Below are 12819 nucleotides of genomic sequence, written 5' to 3' on the forward strand. Positions count from 1 at the left end.
TCGTTACTCGCCTTCTACCCGCATCACACTGCTGACTTCCCGAACGATGTCCATGTCACGCAGGGCCTCCACGGTCGCGGACAACGCGGCGTCGGTCGCGGTGTGGGTGACCACCACCAGTTGCGCGTCACTGCCCCGGCCCTCCTGGCGGACGGTCTGGATCGACACGTCGTGCTCGGCGAACGCGTGGGCCACCGCCGCCAGCACGCCGGCCTTGTCGGCCACGTCCAGCGACACGTGGTAGCGGGTCATCGCGTCACCCATCGGCCGCACGGCTCGCTGGGTGTACGACGACTCGCCGACCCCCGGCACGCCCTTGAGCCGGTTGCGCGCGGCGGACACGAGATCCCCGAGAACGGCGCTGGCCGTCGGGGCGCCGCCGGCACCACGACCATAGAACATCAGCTGGCCGGCTGCCTTGCTTTCCACGAACACAGCGTTGTACGCGTCCCGAACACTGGCCAACGGGTGGGTGGCCGGGATCATCGCCGGGTACACCCGGGCACTGACCGAGTCGGTCGCCTCGTCCAGCTCGCAGATCGCCAGCGACTTCACCACGCAGCCCATCTCGCGGGCCGACGCGATGTCGGTGGCGGTCACCTCGGTGATGCCCTCGCGGTGCACGTCGGCGATGGAAACCCTGGTGTGGAAGGCCAAACTCGCCAGCAGTGCCGCCTTCGCGGCCGCGTCGAAGCCCTCGATGTCCGCGGTCGGGTCGGCTTCGGCGTACCCCAGGGACTGTGCTTCTTCCAATGCCTCGTCGAAGCCGGCGCCGGTGCTGTCCATCTTGTCGAGGATGTAGTTCGTGGTGCCGTTGACGATGCCCATCACCCGGGTCACGTCGTCACCGGCGAGCGACTCGCGCAGCGGCCGGAGGATCGGGATCGCACCGGCCACGGCGGCCTCGAAGTACAGGTCGCGCTCGTACTTCTCTGCGGCCGCGAACAGCGTCGGGCCGTCCTCGGCCAGCAGTGCCTTGTTCGCGGTGACGACGGACGCGCCGTGCTCGAGCGCGGACAGGATCAGGGTGCGGGCCGGCTCCAGCCCGCCGATCACCTCGATCACCAGGTCCAGATCGCCGCGCGACACCAGTGCCTGGGCGTCGGTGGTGACGAGCGACGGGTCGACGGCGATGTCGCGCTCGCGTCCGGCCCGCCGTACGGCGATGCCCGCGATCTCCAGCCGGGCACCGACCCGGGCGGCCAGATGGTCAGCCTGCTCGGTCAGGATCCGCACCACCTCGGTGCCGACCACGCCACAACCGAGCAGGCCTACCTTCAGAGGTTTGGCGTCGTTCACTGGGTCAGGAGGCATGGCCCTCAGCTCCCATGTCGAGTGCCAGCAGGTCGTCTTCGGTCTCACGCCGTACGACGACCTTGGTGTGACCGTCCTTGACCGCGATCACCGGTGGCCGCGGCACGTGGTTGTAGTTGCTCGCCATCGACCGGCAGTACGCGCCGGTGCCGGGGACCGCGATGAGGTCGCCGGGGCGCACATCAGACGGGAGGAACTCGTCCTTCACCACGATGTCACCCGATTCACAATGCTTGCCGACCACCCGGGCCAAGGCCGGATCGGCCTGGCTGTACCGGCTTGCCAGCGTGCACGAGTAGTCGGCGTCGTAGAGGGCGGTGCGGATGTTGTCGCTCATGCCACCGTCGACCGACACGTAGATGCGCGAGGCACCGTAGTCGAGCTGGACCTCCTTGACCGTGCCGACCGAGTAGACCGTGCACATAGCCGGCCCGACGATCGCACGACCGGGCTCGATGGACAGCTGCGGTATGTCGACGGAGTTCGCACGGCACTCGTGCTCGACGATCTTGCCCATCTCGGTGGCGAGCTGCGCCGGGTCGGACGGATCGTCCTGCGTGGTGTACGCGATCCCGAAGCCACCGCCGAGGTCGAGCTCCGGCATGTCCACACCGAGCTCCTCGGAAACCTTTGCGTGCAAGGCGATCACGCGCTTCGCGGCGATCTCGAACCCGGACGAGTCGAAGATCTGCGAGCCGATGTGCGAGTGCAGCCCGAGCAGCTCCAGCTCGGGCGCTTTGTTGACCAGGGCAACGGCTTCGAACGCGTCGCCGGTGGTGATGGAGAAGCCGAACTTCTGGTCCTGGTGGGCCGTCGCGATGTAGGCGTGGGTGTGGGCCTCGACGCCGGCGGTGACCCGGACCATCACCGGCACCACCACTCCCCGGTCCGCGGCGAGCCGGATCAGCCGCTCGATCTCGTGGAAGGAGTCGACGATGATCCGTCCGATCCTCGCGTCGAGTGCGCGGGCCAGCTCGGACTCGGACTTGTTGTTGCCATGGAACGCCAACCGCTGGGGATCAGCACCGGCGCGCAGGGCGACGGCGAGTTCACCACCCGAGCAGATGTCGAGGTTCAGTCCTTCCTCCATCAGCCAGCGCACCACCGTCGTACAGAGGAACGCCTTGCCGCCGTAGTAGACCGAGAAGTCCTTGAATCCTTCCCGGAACGCCCTGGCCCGGGCGCGGAAGTCGGCCTCGTCCAGCAGGAACGCCGGGCTGCCGTGCTCAGCGACCAGCGCGCGGACGTCGACACCGCCGACCTCGAGCGCCCCGTCGGCCGTCTTCGTCGCGGTCGACGACCACAGCTGTGGCACCAGGTCGTTGACGTCCGCCGGGGGACGCAACCAGGCCGGTCCGCGGTGGCCGGCGTCGCCCGCCTCGTGCGCTCTCACATCCGCTCCGGAGCGGAGACGCCGAGCAGGTCCAGTCCGTTGGCGAGCACGGTCCTGGTCGCCGAGACCAGGGTCAGGCGAGCCTTGTGCACCGGCTCCACCTCCTCGTCGCCGCGCGGCAGCACGCGGCAACTGTCGTAGAACTTGTGGAACGCGGCCGCGGTGTCCTCCAGGTAGCGGGCGATCCGGTGCGGCTCGCGCAGCTCGGCGGCGGTGGCGACGACGCGCGGGAACTCGGCGAGCGCCCGGAGCAGGTCGCCCTCGCGCTCGTGGCTGAGCAGGCCCGGGTCGAACTCGTCCAGCTTGATGCCGAGCTCGTCCGCGTTGCGCAGGATCGACGCGAGCCGGGCGTGCGCGTACTGGACGTAGTAGACCGGGTTGTCACTGGCCTGCCGGGTCATCTCCTCGATGTCCAGCGTCAGCGGGGAGTCGACCGGGTAGCGGGAGAGCGTGTAGCGGAGCGGGTCGACGCCGCCTTCCTCGACCAGCTCGGCCAGCGTGACGATGGTGCCGGCCCGCTTGGACAGCCGCATCTCCTCGCCGCCCTTGAGGATCTTCACCAGCTGGCCGATCAGGACCTCGATGTTGTGCTCGGGGTCGTCGCCGGCACAGGCCGCGATCGCCTTCAGCCGGTTGACGTAGCCGTGGTGGTCCGCGCCGAGCAGGTAGATACAGACGTCGAAGCCGCGCTCGCGCTTGTTCACGTAGTAGGCCGCGTCGGAGGCGAAGTACGTCGGCTCGCCGTTGGAGCGGATCAGGACCCGGTCCTTGTCGTCGGTGAAGTCCGTGGTCCGCATCCACAGCGCGTCGTCGGCGTCGTACAGGTGACCCTGCTGGCGCAGCTTCTCGATCGCGTGGCCGACGCCGTCCTGCTCGGTCAGGCTGCGCTCGGAGAACCACACGTCGAACTTGGTCCGGAAGTGCTCGAGCTGGGCCTGCTGCTCCTTGAGCTGGCGCTCGTACCCCGCCTCGCGGAACGCGATCATCTGCTCGTCCTCGGGCAGCGACAGGATGGCCGGGACCTCGTCGACGATCTGCTTCGCCAGATCGAGGATGTACTCGCCGTGGTAGCCGTCCTCGGGGATCGGCTGACCGTTGGCCGCCGCCTGCAGACTGGCGCCGAACTTGTCCATCTGGAGGCCGCGGTCGTTGATGTAGAACTCGCGGGCGACGGTCGCGCCGGCGGCGGTCAGCACCCGGGCGAGCGCGTCGCCGACGGCGGCCCAGCGGGTGTGGCCGAGGTGCAGCGGGCCGGTCGGGTTGGCCGAGATGAACTCGAGGTTGATCGACTGGCCGTGCAGGGTGTCGCTCGTGCCGTACTGCGGGCCGGCGTCGACGATGGCCTGGGCCACCTTGCCCTGGGCGTCGGCCGCGACCCGGAGGTTGATGAAGCCGGGACCGGCGATCTCGACCGCGGTGATCGCGTCGTCGGTGCGCAGCTTGGCGGCGAGCAGCTCGGCGAACTGGCGCGGATTCAGCCCGGCGCGCTTGCCGAGCTGCATCGCGACGTTGGTGGCGTAGTCCCCGTGCTCGGGGTTCTTGGGTCGCTCGACCTTCAGCTCGCGCGGCAGCCCGCCCTCGACGGTGATGGCGCCGTCGGCGGCGAGCGCGGCCAGGGCCTGCAGGATCTTCTCAGCGAGCTGTTCCGGAGTCACCGCCTCAGCCTAATGGCCCGCCACCCGATCCCTTGACTCAGCATCCACAGCCCGGTACGGCCTCACTCCCACGGATTGATCAGCTCGACGCCGGTCCGGGCGAAGTCCTGGGTATTCCTGGTCGCGAGCGCAGCCTGCTCCACCAGACAGATCGCCGCGATCTGCGCATCCAGGACGCCGATCGGCAAACCTGCTCGGCGCCGGTCCCGGACCACCACCGAATAGGCCATCGCGGCTTCCGCGGTGAACGACAGCAGGTCGTCCTCGACCACGGCGAATGCGACGTCCGCGGCCTCCCGCACCTGCCTGCGCCGGCGACCGGCCGGCATCTGCTCGATTCCGTCATGGATCTCGGCGGCCGTGATTGCCGTCGCGCACAGCTCCTCGTTCGGGTTGCCCTGCAGCCACTGCCAGACGGTCTCGTTCGGAGACTCCTTCATTAGCTCCGAGAGGACGTTCGTGTCGAGAACGATCATCAGTCGAACTCGACCAGTTCGCGGTGGCCACCGGTCCGTGGCGGTATATCCAGCTCGACCCCGCCGATCGCAGCGAACCGCTCGTGGAACCTGACCCAGTTGCTCGGCTCCTCCTCGGCCACGGCGTCGACGAGGATCGCTCGCACCTCGGCCTCCATCGAATGGCCGTGCTTCGCCGCCCGAACTCGCAGCCGGTGCTTCACATCGTCGTCCAGGCTTCGCACGGTGATTGCCGCCATACTCGGTCCTCTCTCTGCCTTCGGTGCTAGCAGAAAGCGTAGCACTGATTGCACGAGTCAGTGACGCACCGTGACGGCGATATGGCTGTTGGGAACCAGGGGTGTGTCCCAGGGAGCGGGTTTGCCGTCGACCGCGACTGTCAGGGACTTGCAGGCGTCCGCGAGGCAGTTGGCGTCGTACTTGACGCCCCAGAGGGTGAAGAACTGGGCGAGGGTGGGGTGCTCGGCGGTGGTTTTGGCCTCGACGTAGACGAGGCCGTCGGTGGTGTGGGTGTGGACGGCGGCCTGCTCGGCGCGGAGGCGGTCGATGCCGACGCCGGCCGGGACCTGGACCGCGGTGCCGTCGACCGTGACGGCGATGGTCAGGGTGTACGGCGAGGGGCCGGAGAAGTCGAGCGGGAGTCGTTCGAAACCGGCCCTGTCGATGTACGAGACCGCGTCGCGGGGTGCGTCCCACGGAGGCGGCCCGGTCCGGAGCTCGGCCGGACCGGGCGGTGCGGGGCCCACCTGGCAGCCGCCCACCACGGTGCTCATGAGGAGCAGGGCGGCCGCCGTCACGCCCGCCCGGCGCCACCTGCCTGCTCTCATGACGAGCCAGATTGCCATGCGCGCCCGGCCGGGCTGCCGCAGGGTCAGTCCTCCGACGGCATCAGCACCCAGAGCACGATGTAGATCAGGAACTGCGGGCCGGGCAGCAGGCAGCTGACGACGAAGATCAGACGCATCGTGTTCGCCGAGATGCCGAACCTGCGGGCCAGCCCGGCGCAGACACCGCCGATCCAGCGACCGTTGGACGGGCGGACCAGAGTGGTAGCCATGGGTACCGATTTCCTTTCAGCTGTTGGGCTTACAACCACTATGACGTCTGCGCACCGGAAGTCGATCCCGCCGCACCGTGGTTCCAGGGTCGGCTCAGGGTCTCCCGGAGCGCCCGACCCGATTCGGGATTTCCAGTGACTTCCTGCTACTGTTCTGCACGTTCCTGAGCCCCCGTAGCTCAGGGGATAGAGCACCGCCCTCCGGAGGCGGGTGCGCAGGTTCGAATCCTGCCGGGGGCGCACGTTTCTTACTGGATCAGGACTCCGCGGCGTCGATGACCTTCTCGTCGCCCTCGTTGACGGCCTTGACGACGGCGTCGTAGTCGCCCTTGTCGATGGCCTTGCTGACCTTCTTGGCCGCCTTGCCGACGGCCTTGTCGACACGGTCGAGGTAGAGGTCGTCGACGACTGCGGCGATCGCCGAGGAACCGGCAGGCAGCCACTCCTCCGCGTCCACACCGATGGACTTCTCCTCGTGACGCTTGGCGATGGCCCCGGCGCCGGCGCCGATCCCGGCGCCGACCACACCGGCAAGCAGCAGGGGCGGGGCGAACAATCCGACCACGAGCCCTCCGACCGCGCCCAGGGTCGTACCGGCGGCGACGTAGCCGCCGCCGTGCTCCTTGACCTCCACCTGGCCCGAGGAGTCACGGGAGAGGACCACCGCGGCCATGACGACGGTGTCGTCCAGCTCCTTGATGGCCGTGAAATCCGCTTGCGCAGACGCTTCGTCGTCGTACGCGGCAACGAACAGCGTGTAGTTGCGATCTGCCATGATGGGTGCCCCCTGTTCAGGTTGTGGCCGCCCGGCCACCTGCGGCCACCGTCACATCGCCCCGTTGCGCCGTCATCCCCTCCCCTAGGTGATTCCGCCCCGCACCGTTGGTCCGCGGCACCGAGGCGTCGGGCTCAGCGGTCACAGACCGTAACATACAGTGACACTGAGTGCCTACCAGGCAGCGGATTCATCCCGTCCGTCCTCTCGATCTCACCCACCGCAGGGGATGCCGGGGACGCCGACGGCTGTGACCATCGTCCCGTAAACATCCCACGTAAAGAGGGAATCTCATGACATCTGAGAACAACGCACCCATCGGGCTCCGCCGGTGCCCGGGTGCGGCACTTCACGAACAGGGGGCGGCGAGATGATCGCGCTTGACTTCGGAAATGGTGACGTGTTCCTGTCACTTCTCTGGTTCTTCCTCTGGATCATCTGGTTCTGGCTGCTGATCATCGTCTTCACCGACATCTTCCGCAGCTCCGACCTGTCCGGCTGGGGAAAGGCGTTGTGGACGATCTTCGTCGTGATCCTTCCCTACTTCGGTGTGTTCATCTATCTGATCGTTCGTGGCGGGAAGATGCACGATCGCGCCTACAAGCAGGCTCAGGCCCAGGACGCGGCGACCCGTGAGTACATCAAGGGCGTGGCCGGGTCCTCGACCAGCGCTGCCGATGAGATCAGCCGTCTCGCAGACCTGAAGGACAAGGGTGTGATCTCGGACGCGGAGTTCGAGGCCGGAAAGGCCAAGGCCCTCGCGGGCGGCTGACCCGGGTCGGGATCACCGCGACATCCCCTCTGGTTGCGGTTGGTAGCAAAGCGGCCTCCACAGTCGGGTGGCCTTGCCGTGAGTGTCGGAATGGGCGGACACTCGCAGCGGGGCACCCGGGGGGCCGCGTGCACCGAACGCAGGGGGGTGGGGGCGATGGGGCTTCGCCATGTGTGGGGGCGTCGGTCGGGCCGGGTTACGGCTGTTGTGCTGACGGGTGCGCTGGCTGCCGTGGGGTTGGTGGCGGTGACAGCGCCGGCACAGGCGGCCACGCCGGTGCATGTACAGAGCCGGGGCAAGGAGATCACCACCGGCACGTTGGACAGCCTCAAGTTCACCAACAACAACGTGGCCGGCAACCTGATCGTCGTTTACGTGGTGTGGAGCAACAGTTCCGCGGTCACGGTGACCGACACCTTGGGCAACGCGTACGCCGCTGCCGCGCCGGTGACGAGATGGAACGGCAACGCCTGGAGCTCGCAGGTGTTCTACGCGAAGAACGTTGCCGCCGGCACCAACACGGTGCGCGCGACCTTCGGCACCGCGATCACGTCGTTCGGGGACCTCTACATCCACGAGTACTCCGGCCTCGACAAGACGAACCCGCTGGACGTCTCCGCCGCAGCCGTCGGCACCGCGAGCGCGATGAACAGCGGTACGGCGACCACGACCAACGCCAACGACCTGATCTTCGGAGCCGGCGCGTCCCTGGGCACCGTGACCGCCGGAGGAACCGGCTTCACCACTCGGCGCAGCAACTTCGGCAACCGGACCGAGGACAGACTGGTCACCACCGCAGGCCCCTACAGCGCCACCGCAACCCAGAACAGCACCGCCTGGGCCATGCACATGGTGGCCTTCAAGGCTGACTCGACGCCGGCCGACACCACTCCCCCGACTGTCGCGATCACCGCACCCGCGAACAATGCCACCGTCAACGACATCGTCGTGGTCGGCGCGGACGCCGCCGACAACGTGGGAGTCGTGGCGGTGCAGTTCCTGGTCGACGGGAGTGCCAACGGTCCCGAGGACACCACAGCGCCGTACGCACTGACCTGGGACAGTCGCACGGTCCCCAACGGCGCCCACACGCTGTCCGCCCGGGCCCGCGACGCCGCCGGCAACGCGACGACGACGGCCCTGGTCAACGTCAATGTCACCAACACCAACTACTTCCAGAACGAGGTCCTGGCGACCGGTTTCGACCTGCCAACCACGTTCGAGTTCCTGCCGGACGGCCGCATGCTGGTGGCCGAGTTGCAAGGCCGGATCAAGGTCCTGCCCCCGCCGTACACGCAGCCGAGCCCGACGCTGTTCCTGCAGATCACGAACATCGGCTCGGCCGGAGTACAGCAAGGCATCTACGACCTCGTGCTCGACCCCGGATTCGCAACGAACCACTACTACTACGTGTTCTACACACTGGGCACGCCCAACCACGACCGCGTCTCGCGCTTCACCGCGAACGCCACGCTGGACGGCACCGTCGCCGGCAGCGAGTTCGTGCTGTACGAGGATCCGCAGACCGCCAATGCGGAGCACCACGGCGGCTCGCTGAACTTCGCCAACGACGGGAAGCTGCTCTTCACCACCGGTGAGCACTTCGTTCCCTCGGCCGCGCCGCTGCTCACCAGCCCGCGCGGCAAGGTCCACCGGATCAATCCCGACGGTACGGCGCCGACCGACAACCCCTTCTACGACGGGGCCGGCCCGAACGTCGACACGATCTGGGCGCGCGGTCTGCGCAACCCGTTCCGGGCGTACTACGACGCACCGACCGGGCGGTACTTCATCGGCGATGTCGGCGGCAACGACACCTCGACCTCGAAGGAGGAGGTCGAGCTCGGTGTCCGCGGAGCCGACTACGGCTGGCCCAGCACCGAGGGCCCCTGTGCGGCCCCCTGCACCAGCCCACTGATCTGGTACCCGCACTCGGGCCGCGACGCGGCAGTCACCGGCGGCTTCGTCTATCACGGCACCGTGTTCCCACCGGCGTACCGAGGCGCGTACTTCTACGCCGACTACGCCCAGAACTGGATCCGTGGCGTCACCCTCGACGCGAGCGGTGCCGTCACCGGCAGCTTCAACTTCGAGCCGCCGGACGGCTCCGTGGACGGACCGTACGGCGACATCGTCTACCTGGCCGAGGGACCCGACGGTGCGCTGTACTACGCGGACCTCGGCTACTCCGACGAGAGTGGAATGTTCGGCGTGAGCAAGATCCGCCGGATCAAGTACGTCCAGTCCAACCAGGCGCCGGTCGTGACCGCCACGGCCACTCCGGCCTCCGGCCCGGCACCGCTGGACGTCACGTTCTCGAGTGCCGGCTCGTCCGACCCCGAGGGCCAGCCGCTGACCTACTCCTGGACCTTCGGTGACGGTGCCACCTCCACCGAGGCCAACCCGGTGCACACCTACGTCACGGCCGGCGCCTATCAAGCTCGGCTGACCGTCTCCGACGGCGTGAACAGCTCTATCTCGACACCGATCACCATCAGCGCGGGCAGCGTCCCGACGGCAACCATCCTGGCGCCGACCGACGGCGCGCAGTTCGTGGCCGGCGACGTCATCACGTACAGCGGTGACGGCATCGATCCCGATGACGGCCCGCTCCCCGCCAGTGCGTTCACCTGGAACATCGACTTCCTGCACGACGGCCACGTCCACCCCGGTACGCCGATCACCGGCGTGAAGAGCGGCAGTTTCGTCATCCCGTCGACGGGCCACGACTTCAGCGGCAACACGCGTTACCGCATCCAGCTGACCGTCCGCGACTCGACCGGTCTGACCTCGACGCAGTCGGTCATCGTCTATCCGCAGAAGGTCAACCTGACGTTCGACACCGTGCCCAGCGGCCGGCAGCTCTATCTCGACGGGATCGCCAAGACGACGCCGTTCGTCTACGACACGCTGGTCGGGTACAACCACACGATCGAGGCGCGCAACCAGATCGCGGGCGGCACGTCGTACACCTTCGCGTCCTGGTCCGACGGCGGCGGGCAGCAGCACACCATCACGGTGCCGGCGGCTGCGCAGAGCTACACGGCGACGTTCACCGCGACGCCGTTGCCGACCGGACTGGTGGGTGCCTGGGGATTCAACGAAGGCTCCGGGACAAGCGTGCACGACTCGTCGGGCAGCGGAAACAACGGCACGTTGTCGGGCGTCGGCGCCACCTGGACCACGGCCGGCAAGTACGGCGCTGCCCTGTCGTTCAACGGGTCATCGGGCAACGTGACCGTGCCGCACTCGGCGTCGATCAGCCTCAACTCCAGCTACACCCTGGAGGCCTGGGTCAACCCGACAGCGCTGAGCAACTACGAGACGATCCTGATCAAGGAGGTGACCGGCGGCTGCGGCTACTGGCTGCAGACCACCGGCAACAAGATCGCCAGCGGGTTCAGCAACGGCGGCTGCCGCGAGTACGTCAGCACCACTCCGACGATTCCGCTGAACCAGTGGTCGCACCTCGCCGCCGTGTTCAACGACGCGGCCAACACCTACACCCTGTACCTGAACGGGACTGCGATCCGCACGGCCAACGAGACCACGGCACCGGTGCCCAACACACAGGCCCTGGTGTTCGGCCAGTCGGCCTGCAGCAGCTGTGGCGGCGAACGCTGGCGCGGACTGCTCGACGACATCCGCGTCTACAACCGCGCACTCACCGCCACCGAGATCCAGACCGACCTGGCAACAGCGGTCAACTAACGACCCCGAACGACCTTGCCGCCCGGAGTGGTCGAGCCGGCCTGGCGACCGCACGGTTACTGTCGGGTCGACCGTCGCCCCTTGCGATGGACCCGCTGTGTGCCCGCACCGGTCTGGCGCGCAGATCGCCGTGCGTAGCTGTCATGTACTGGCGAGAGCCTTCGCCTTCATCTGGTCGAACTCGGCCTGAGTGATCGTCCCCGCGTCGAGGAGTTGTTTGGCCGACGCGATCTGATCGGCGCTCGAGCCGCCACCGCTCGTAGCGACGACTGAACGCACATACTCAGCCTGCTGTTCCTGGAGCCCCTGCTGCTGCTCCATGGCGCGCTTCGACATGCCGCCGCCGCGGGCGATGAGGTAGACCAAGATGCCGAGAAATGGCACGAAGATGACGAACAAGCACCAGAGAGTCTTCGCTACCCCGCCCATGTCGTGGCTACGGAAGATGTCCGCGAAGACATAGAACACGCACATGATCCATGCGAAGAAGATGAAGAACTCGAACAATGCGAGCAGGAACGACCCGTTGTCGTTGAACATCTGACTGCCTCCAGTGTGGGATTGGTGCTGACGAGGCGCTCAGGTCGGACCTCGAAGATCCTCGGCGTACGCAACCCCACTCAGCATGCGTACTCATTCGATCGCATTTCGCGGCCGGCGTCCTCATCCGTTCCGGGTTGATTCTGGCGCCGGCACGACCCGCCAACCCGCCTCGACCAGCACAGCCGACTCCTCGACCGGCCGGCCGGCGGTTGATGGCCCGAGATCATCAGCTTCTAGATCTCGGTGGTGGCTTGTGCCGTGCCGTCGTCTACTGCGGCCTGGAAGGCGGCGTAGTCGCGTTCGTTCTGGTCGGCGTAGGTCTCGGCGAAGTCGGCGATCGCCTCGTCGAAGGCGTTCGAGCCGCCGAGGTAGGCGGCCAGGGCGACGCGGTCACCGGAGCGAGCGTGCGCCCTGGCCAGGGTCCACCCGCACATGCGGGCGTAGAACGTCATGCCCTCGGGGATCATCTGCTCGATCGGCGCGGAGAATTTCCAGTCGCGCAGTTGGCGCAGGTAAGAGTCGCGGTCCACGCCATCGTCGCCGCGGGCGCGGGTCCAGCCGAGGAAGATATCGCTCTGGGCCTGCATCAGATGCTGCCCGGTAACGACGCGCTCGCCCTGGTTGGCGTACTGGCTGCGCCCGCAGTATTCCGCGAGAACAGAAGGCTGGGCCTCCTTGGCCTGCAGGAACAAGGGCTCGACCCCGTTCAGGGTGTCCATCAGCAAGACCCAGGCGCGGGTACCGACGCTGCCGACGCCGACGACCTTGCGGGCCACCTGGATGCGGCCAGTTCCGTTCACGGAGCGGCTGATCAGTGCGGCTCTCGTGGTCCGCGCAGCGCAGCCAGACGCCTCCCGGTCCCGTCGCATGCTCACCGAACCACTGACCGCTGCCGAGAGGCGCATCCTCAAGCTCCTGCCGACCAGCACCTACCAGCAAATAGCAGCCACCCTCTTTATTTCGCGCAGCACGGTGAAGACCCACCTCCGGTCGCTCTACCAGAAGCTCGGGGCGAGCTCACGCTCGGAGGCCATCCAGCGGGCAGTCGATCTGCGTCTGCTCTGACACCGGCCTGGTGACGGCAGGCCCGGTCCGGTCTGCCGCCTGCCGCGGGGGCGACGCT

At 67.5% G+C, this 12819-nt stretch carries 13 protein-coding genes and 1 tRNA gene; 4 read left to right on the top strand and 10 right to left on the bottom strand.

What is annotated here, in order from left to right; translation table 11 throughout:
* Positions 1–3: 3 nt before the first annotated feature.
* The 7 genes from OG558_RS43360 to OG558_RS43390 all read right to left on the bottom strand — a co-directional run bounded on the left by OG558_RS43360 (position 4) and on the right by OG558_RS43390 (position 5895).
* A complete protein-coding gene (locus tag OG558_RS43360) occupies positions 4–1314 on the bottom strand; it encodes a homoserine dehydrogenase (protein WP_405068236.1) in 1311 nt (436 codons plus the stop codon).
* Entirely contained in the window at positions 1304–2707 is a 1404-nt protein-coding gene (gene lysA / locus OG558_RS43365; RefSeq protein ID WP_329480205.1) for a diaminopimelate decarboxylase, read from the bottom strand. The genes OG558_RS43360 and lysA overlap by 11 nt, the downstream gene beginning before the upstream one ends.
* Positions 2704–4362 (bottom strand): arginine--tRNA ligase, encoded by a 1659-nt coding sequence (gene argS / locus OG558_RS43370; protein ID WP_405068237.1) that lies wholly within the window; start codon positions 4360–4362, stop codon positions 2704–2706. Before argS ends, lysA begins: the two co-directional genes overlap by 4 nt.
* A gap of 62 nt (positions 4363–4424) precedes the next feature.
* On the bottom strand, positions 4425–4838 hold the full coding sequence (locus OG558_RS43375) for a type II toxin-antitoxin system VapC family toxin (protein WP_405068238.1): 414 nt from the start codon (positions 4836–4838) through the stop codon (positions 4425–4427).
* On the bottom strand, positions 4838–5077 hold the full coding sequence (locus OG558_RS43380) for a FitA-like ribbon-helix-helix domain-containing protein (RefSeq protein ID WP_329480211.1): 240 nt from the start codon (positions 5075–5077) through the stop codon (positions 4838–4840). Before OG558_RS43380 ends, OG558_RS43375 begins: the two co-directional genes overlap by 1 nt.
* Positions 5078–5134: 57 nt before the next feature.
* Positions 5135–5665 carry a hypothetical protein gene (locus OG558_RS43385; RefSeq protein WP_405068239.1) on the bottom strand — a complete coding sequence of 177 codons (531 nt, stop codon included), beginning with the start codon at positions 5663–5665 and terminating at the stop codon, positions 5135–5137.
* Between the two features lie 44 nt (positions 5666–5709).
* The gene (locus tag OG558_RS43390) at positions 5710–5895 is read right to left on the bottom strand and encodes a PspC domain-containing protein (protein ID WP_329480215.1); all 186 of its coding nucleotides are present in this window, start codon (positions 5893–5895) and stop codon (positions 5710–5712) included.
* Between the two features lie 168 nt (positions 5896–6063).
* Between OG558_RS43390 and OG558_RS43395 the strand changes: the two genes are divergently transcribed.
* Positions 6064–6135, top strand: a tRNA-Arg gene (locus tag OG558_RS43395).
* A gap of 16 nt (positions 6136–6151) precedes the next feature.
* On the opposite strand, the gene OG558_RS43400 is transcribed toward OG558_RS43395, so the two are convergent.
* Entirely contained in the window at positions 6152–6670 is a 519-nt protein-coding gene (locus OG558_RS43400) for a DUF1269 domain-containing protein (protein ID WP_405068240.1), read from the bottom strand.
* Between the two features lie 370 nt (positions 6671–7040).
* Here OG558_RS43400 and OG558_RS43405 point away from each other — a divergent pair, with 370 nt between their 5' ends.
* Together OG558_RS43405 and OG558_RS43410 are read left to right on the top strand one after the other, a co-directional pair.
* Complete coding sequence (locus OG558_RS43405; RefSeq protein WP_405068241.1) at positions 7041–7442, top strand: SHOCT domain-containing protein; 402 nt, start codon at positions 7041–7043, stop codon at positions 7440–7442.
* A gap of 246 nt (positions 7443–7688) precedes the next feature.
* Positions 7689–11153: a PQQ-dependent sugar dehydrogenase gene (locus OG558_RS43410; protein ID WP_405068242.1), complete on the top strand. Its 3465-nt coding sequence runs from the start codon at positions 7689–7691 to the stop codon at positions 11151–11153.
* Between the two features lie 141 nt (positions 11154–11294).
* Here the strand turns inward: OG558_RS43410 and OG558_RS43415 are convergent, their stop codons facing one another.
* A complete protein-coding gene (locus OG558_RS43415; protein ID WP_329480222.1) occupies positions 11295–11693 on the bottom strand; it encodes an SHOCT domain-containing protein in 399 nt (132 codons plus the stop codon).
* A 236-nt stretch (positions 11694–11929) separates the two neighbouring features.
* Positions 11930–12496 carry a DUF2252 family protein gene (locus tag OG558_RS43420; RefSeq protein ID WP_405068243.1) on the bottom strand — a complete coding sequence of 189 codons (567 nt, stop codon included), beginning with the start codon at positions 12494–12496 and terminating at the stop codon, positions 11930–11932.
* 67 nt (positions 12497–12563) lie between these two features.
* On the opposite strand from OG558_RS43420, the gene OG558_RS43425 reads away from it, so the two are divergent.
* A complete protein-coding gene (locus tag OG558_RS43425; protein ID WP_405068244.1) occupies positions 12564–12761 on the top strand; it encodes a response regulator transcription factor in 198 nt (65 codons plus the stop codon).
* Positions 12762–12819 lie beyond the last annotated feature (58 nt).

Origin of the sequence: Kribbella sp. NBC_01510, assembly GCF_045040325.1 — a bacterium.
GTDB lineage: Bacteria > Actinomycetota > Actinomycetes > Propionibacteriales > Kribbellaceae > Kribbella.

Excerpts from the sequence above, each read along its gene's own strand:
- OG558_RS43360 (WP_405068236.1), bottom strand. The coding sequence starts at position 1,314 with ATGCCTCCTGACCCAGTGAACGACGCCAAACCTCTGAAGGTAGGCCTG.
- OG558_RS43375 (WP_405068238.1), bottom strand. The coding sequence starts at position 4,838 with ATGATCGTTCTCGACACGAACGTCCTCTCGGAGCTAATGAAGGAGTCT.
- OG558_RS43380 (WP_329480211.1), bottom strand. The coding sequence starts at position 5,077 with ATGGCGGCAATCACCGTGCGAAGCCTGGACGACGATGTGAAGCACCGG.
- OG558_RS43385 (WP_405068239.1), bottom strand. The coding sequence starts at position 5,665 with ATGAGAGCAGGCAGGTGGCGCCGGGCGGGCGTGACGGCGGCCGCCCTG.
- OG558_RS43390 (WP_329480215.1), bottom strand. The coding sequence starts at position 5,895 with ATGGCTACCACTCTGGTCCGCCCGTCCAACGGTCGCTGGATCGGCGGT.
- OG558_RS43400 (WP_405068240.1), bottom strand. The coding sequence starts at position 6,670 with ATGGCAGATCGCAACTACACGCTGTTCGTTGCCGCGTACGACGACGAA.
- OG558_RS43405 (WP_405068241.1), top strand. The coding sequence starts at position 7,041 with ATGATCGCGCTTGACTTCGGAAATGGTGACGTGTTCCTGTCACTTCTC.
- OG558_RS43415 (WP_329480222.1), bottom strand. The coding sequence starts at position 11,693 with ATGTTCAACGACAACGGGTCGTTCCTGCTCGCATTGTTCGAGTTCTTC.
- OG558_RS43425 (WP_405068244.1), top strand. The coding sequence starts at position 12,564 with ATGCTCACCGAACCACTGACCGCTGCCGAGAGGCGCATCCTCAAGCTC.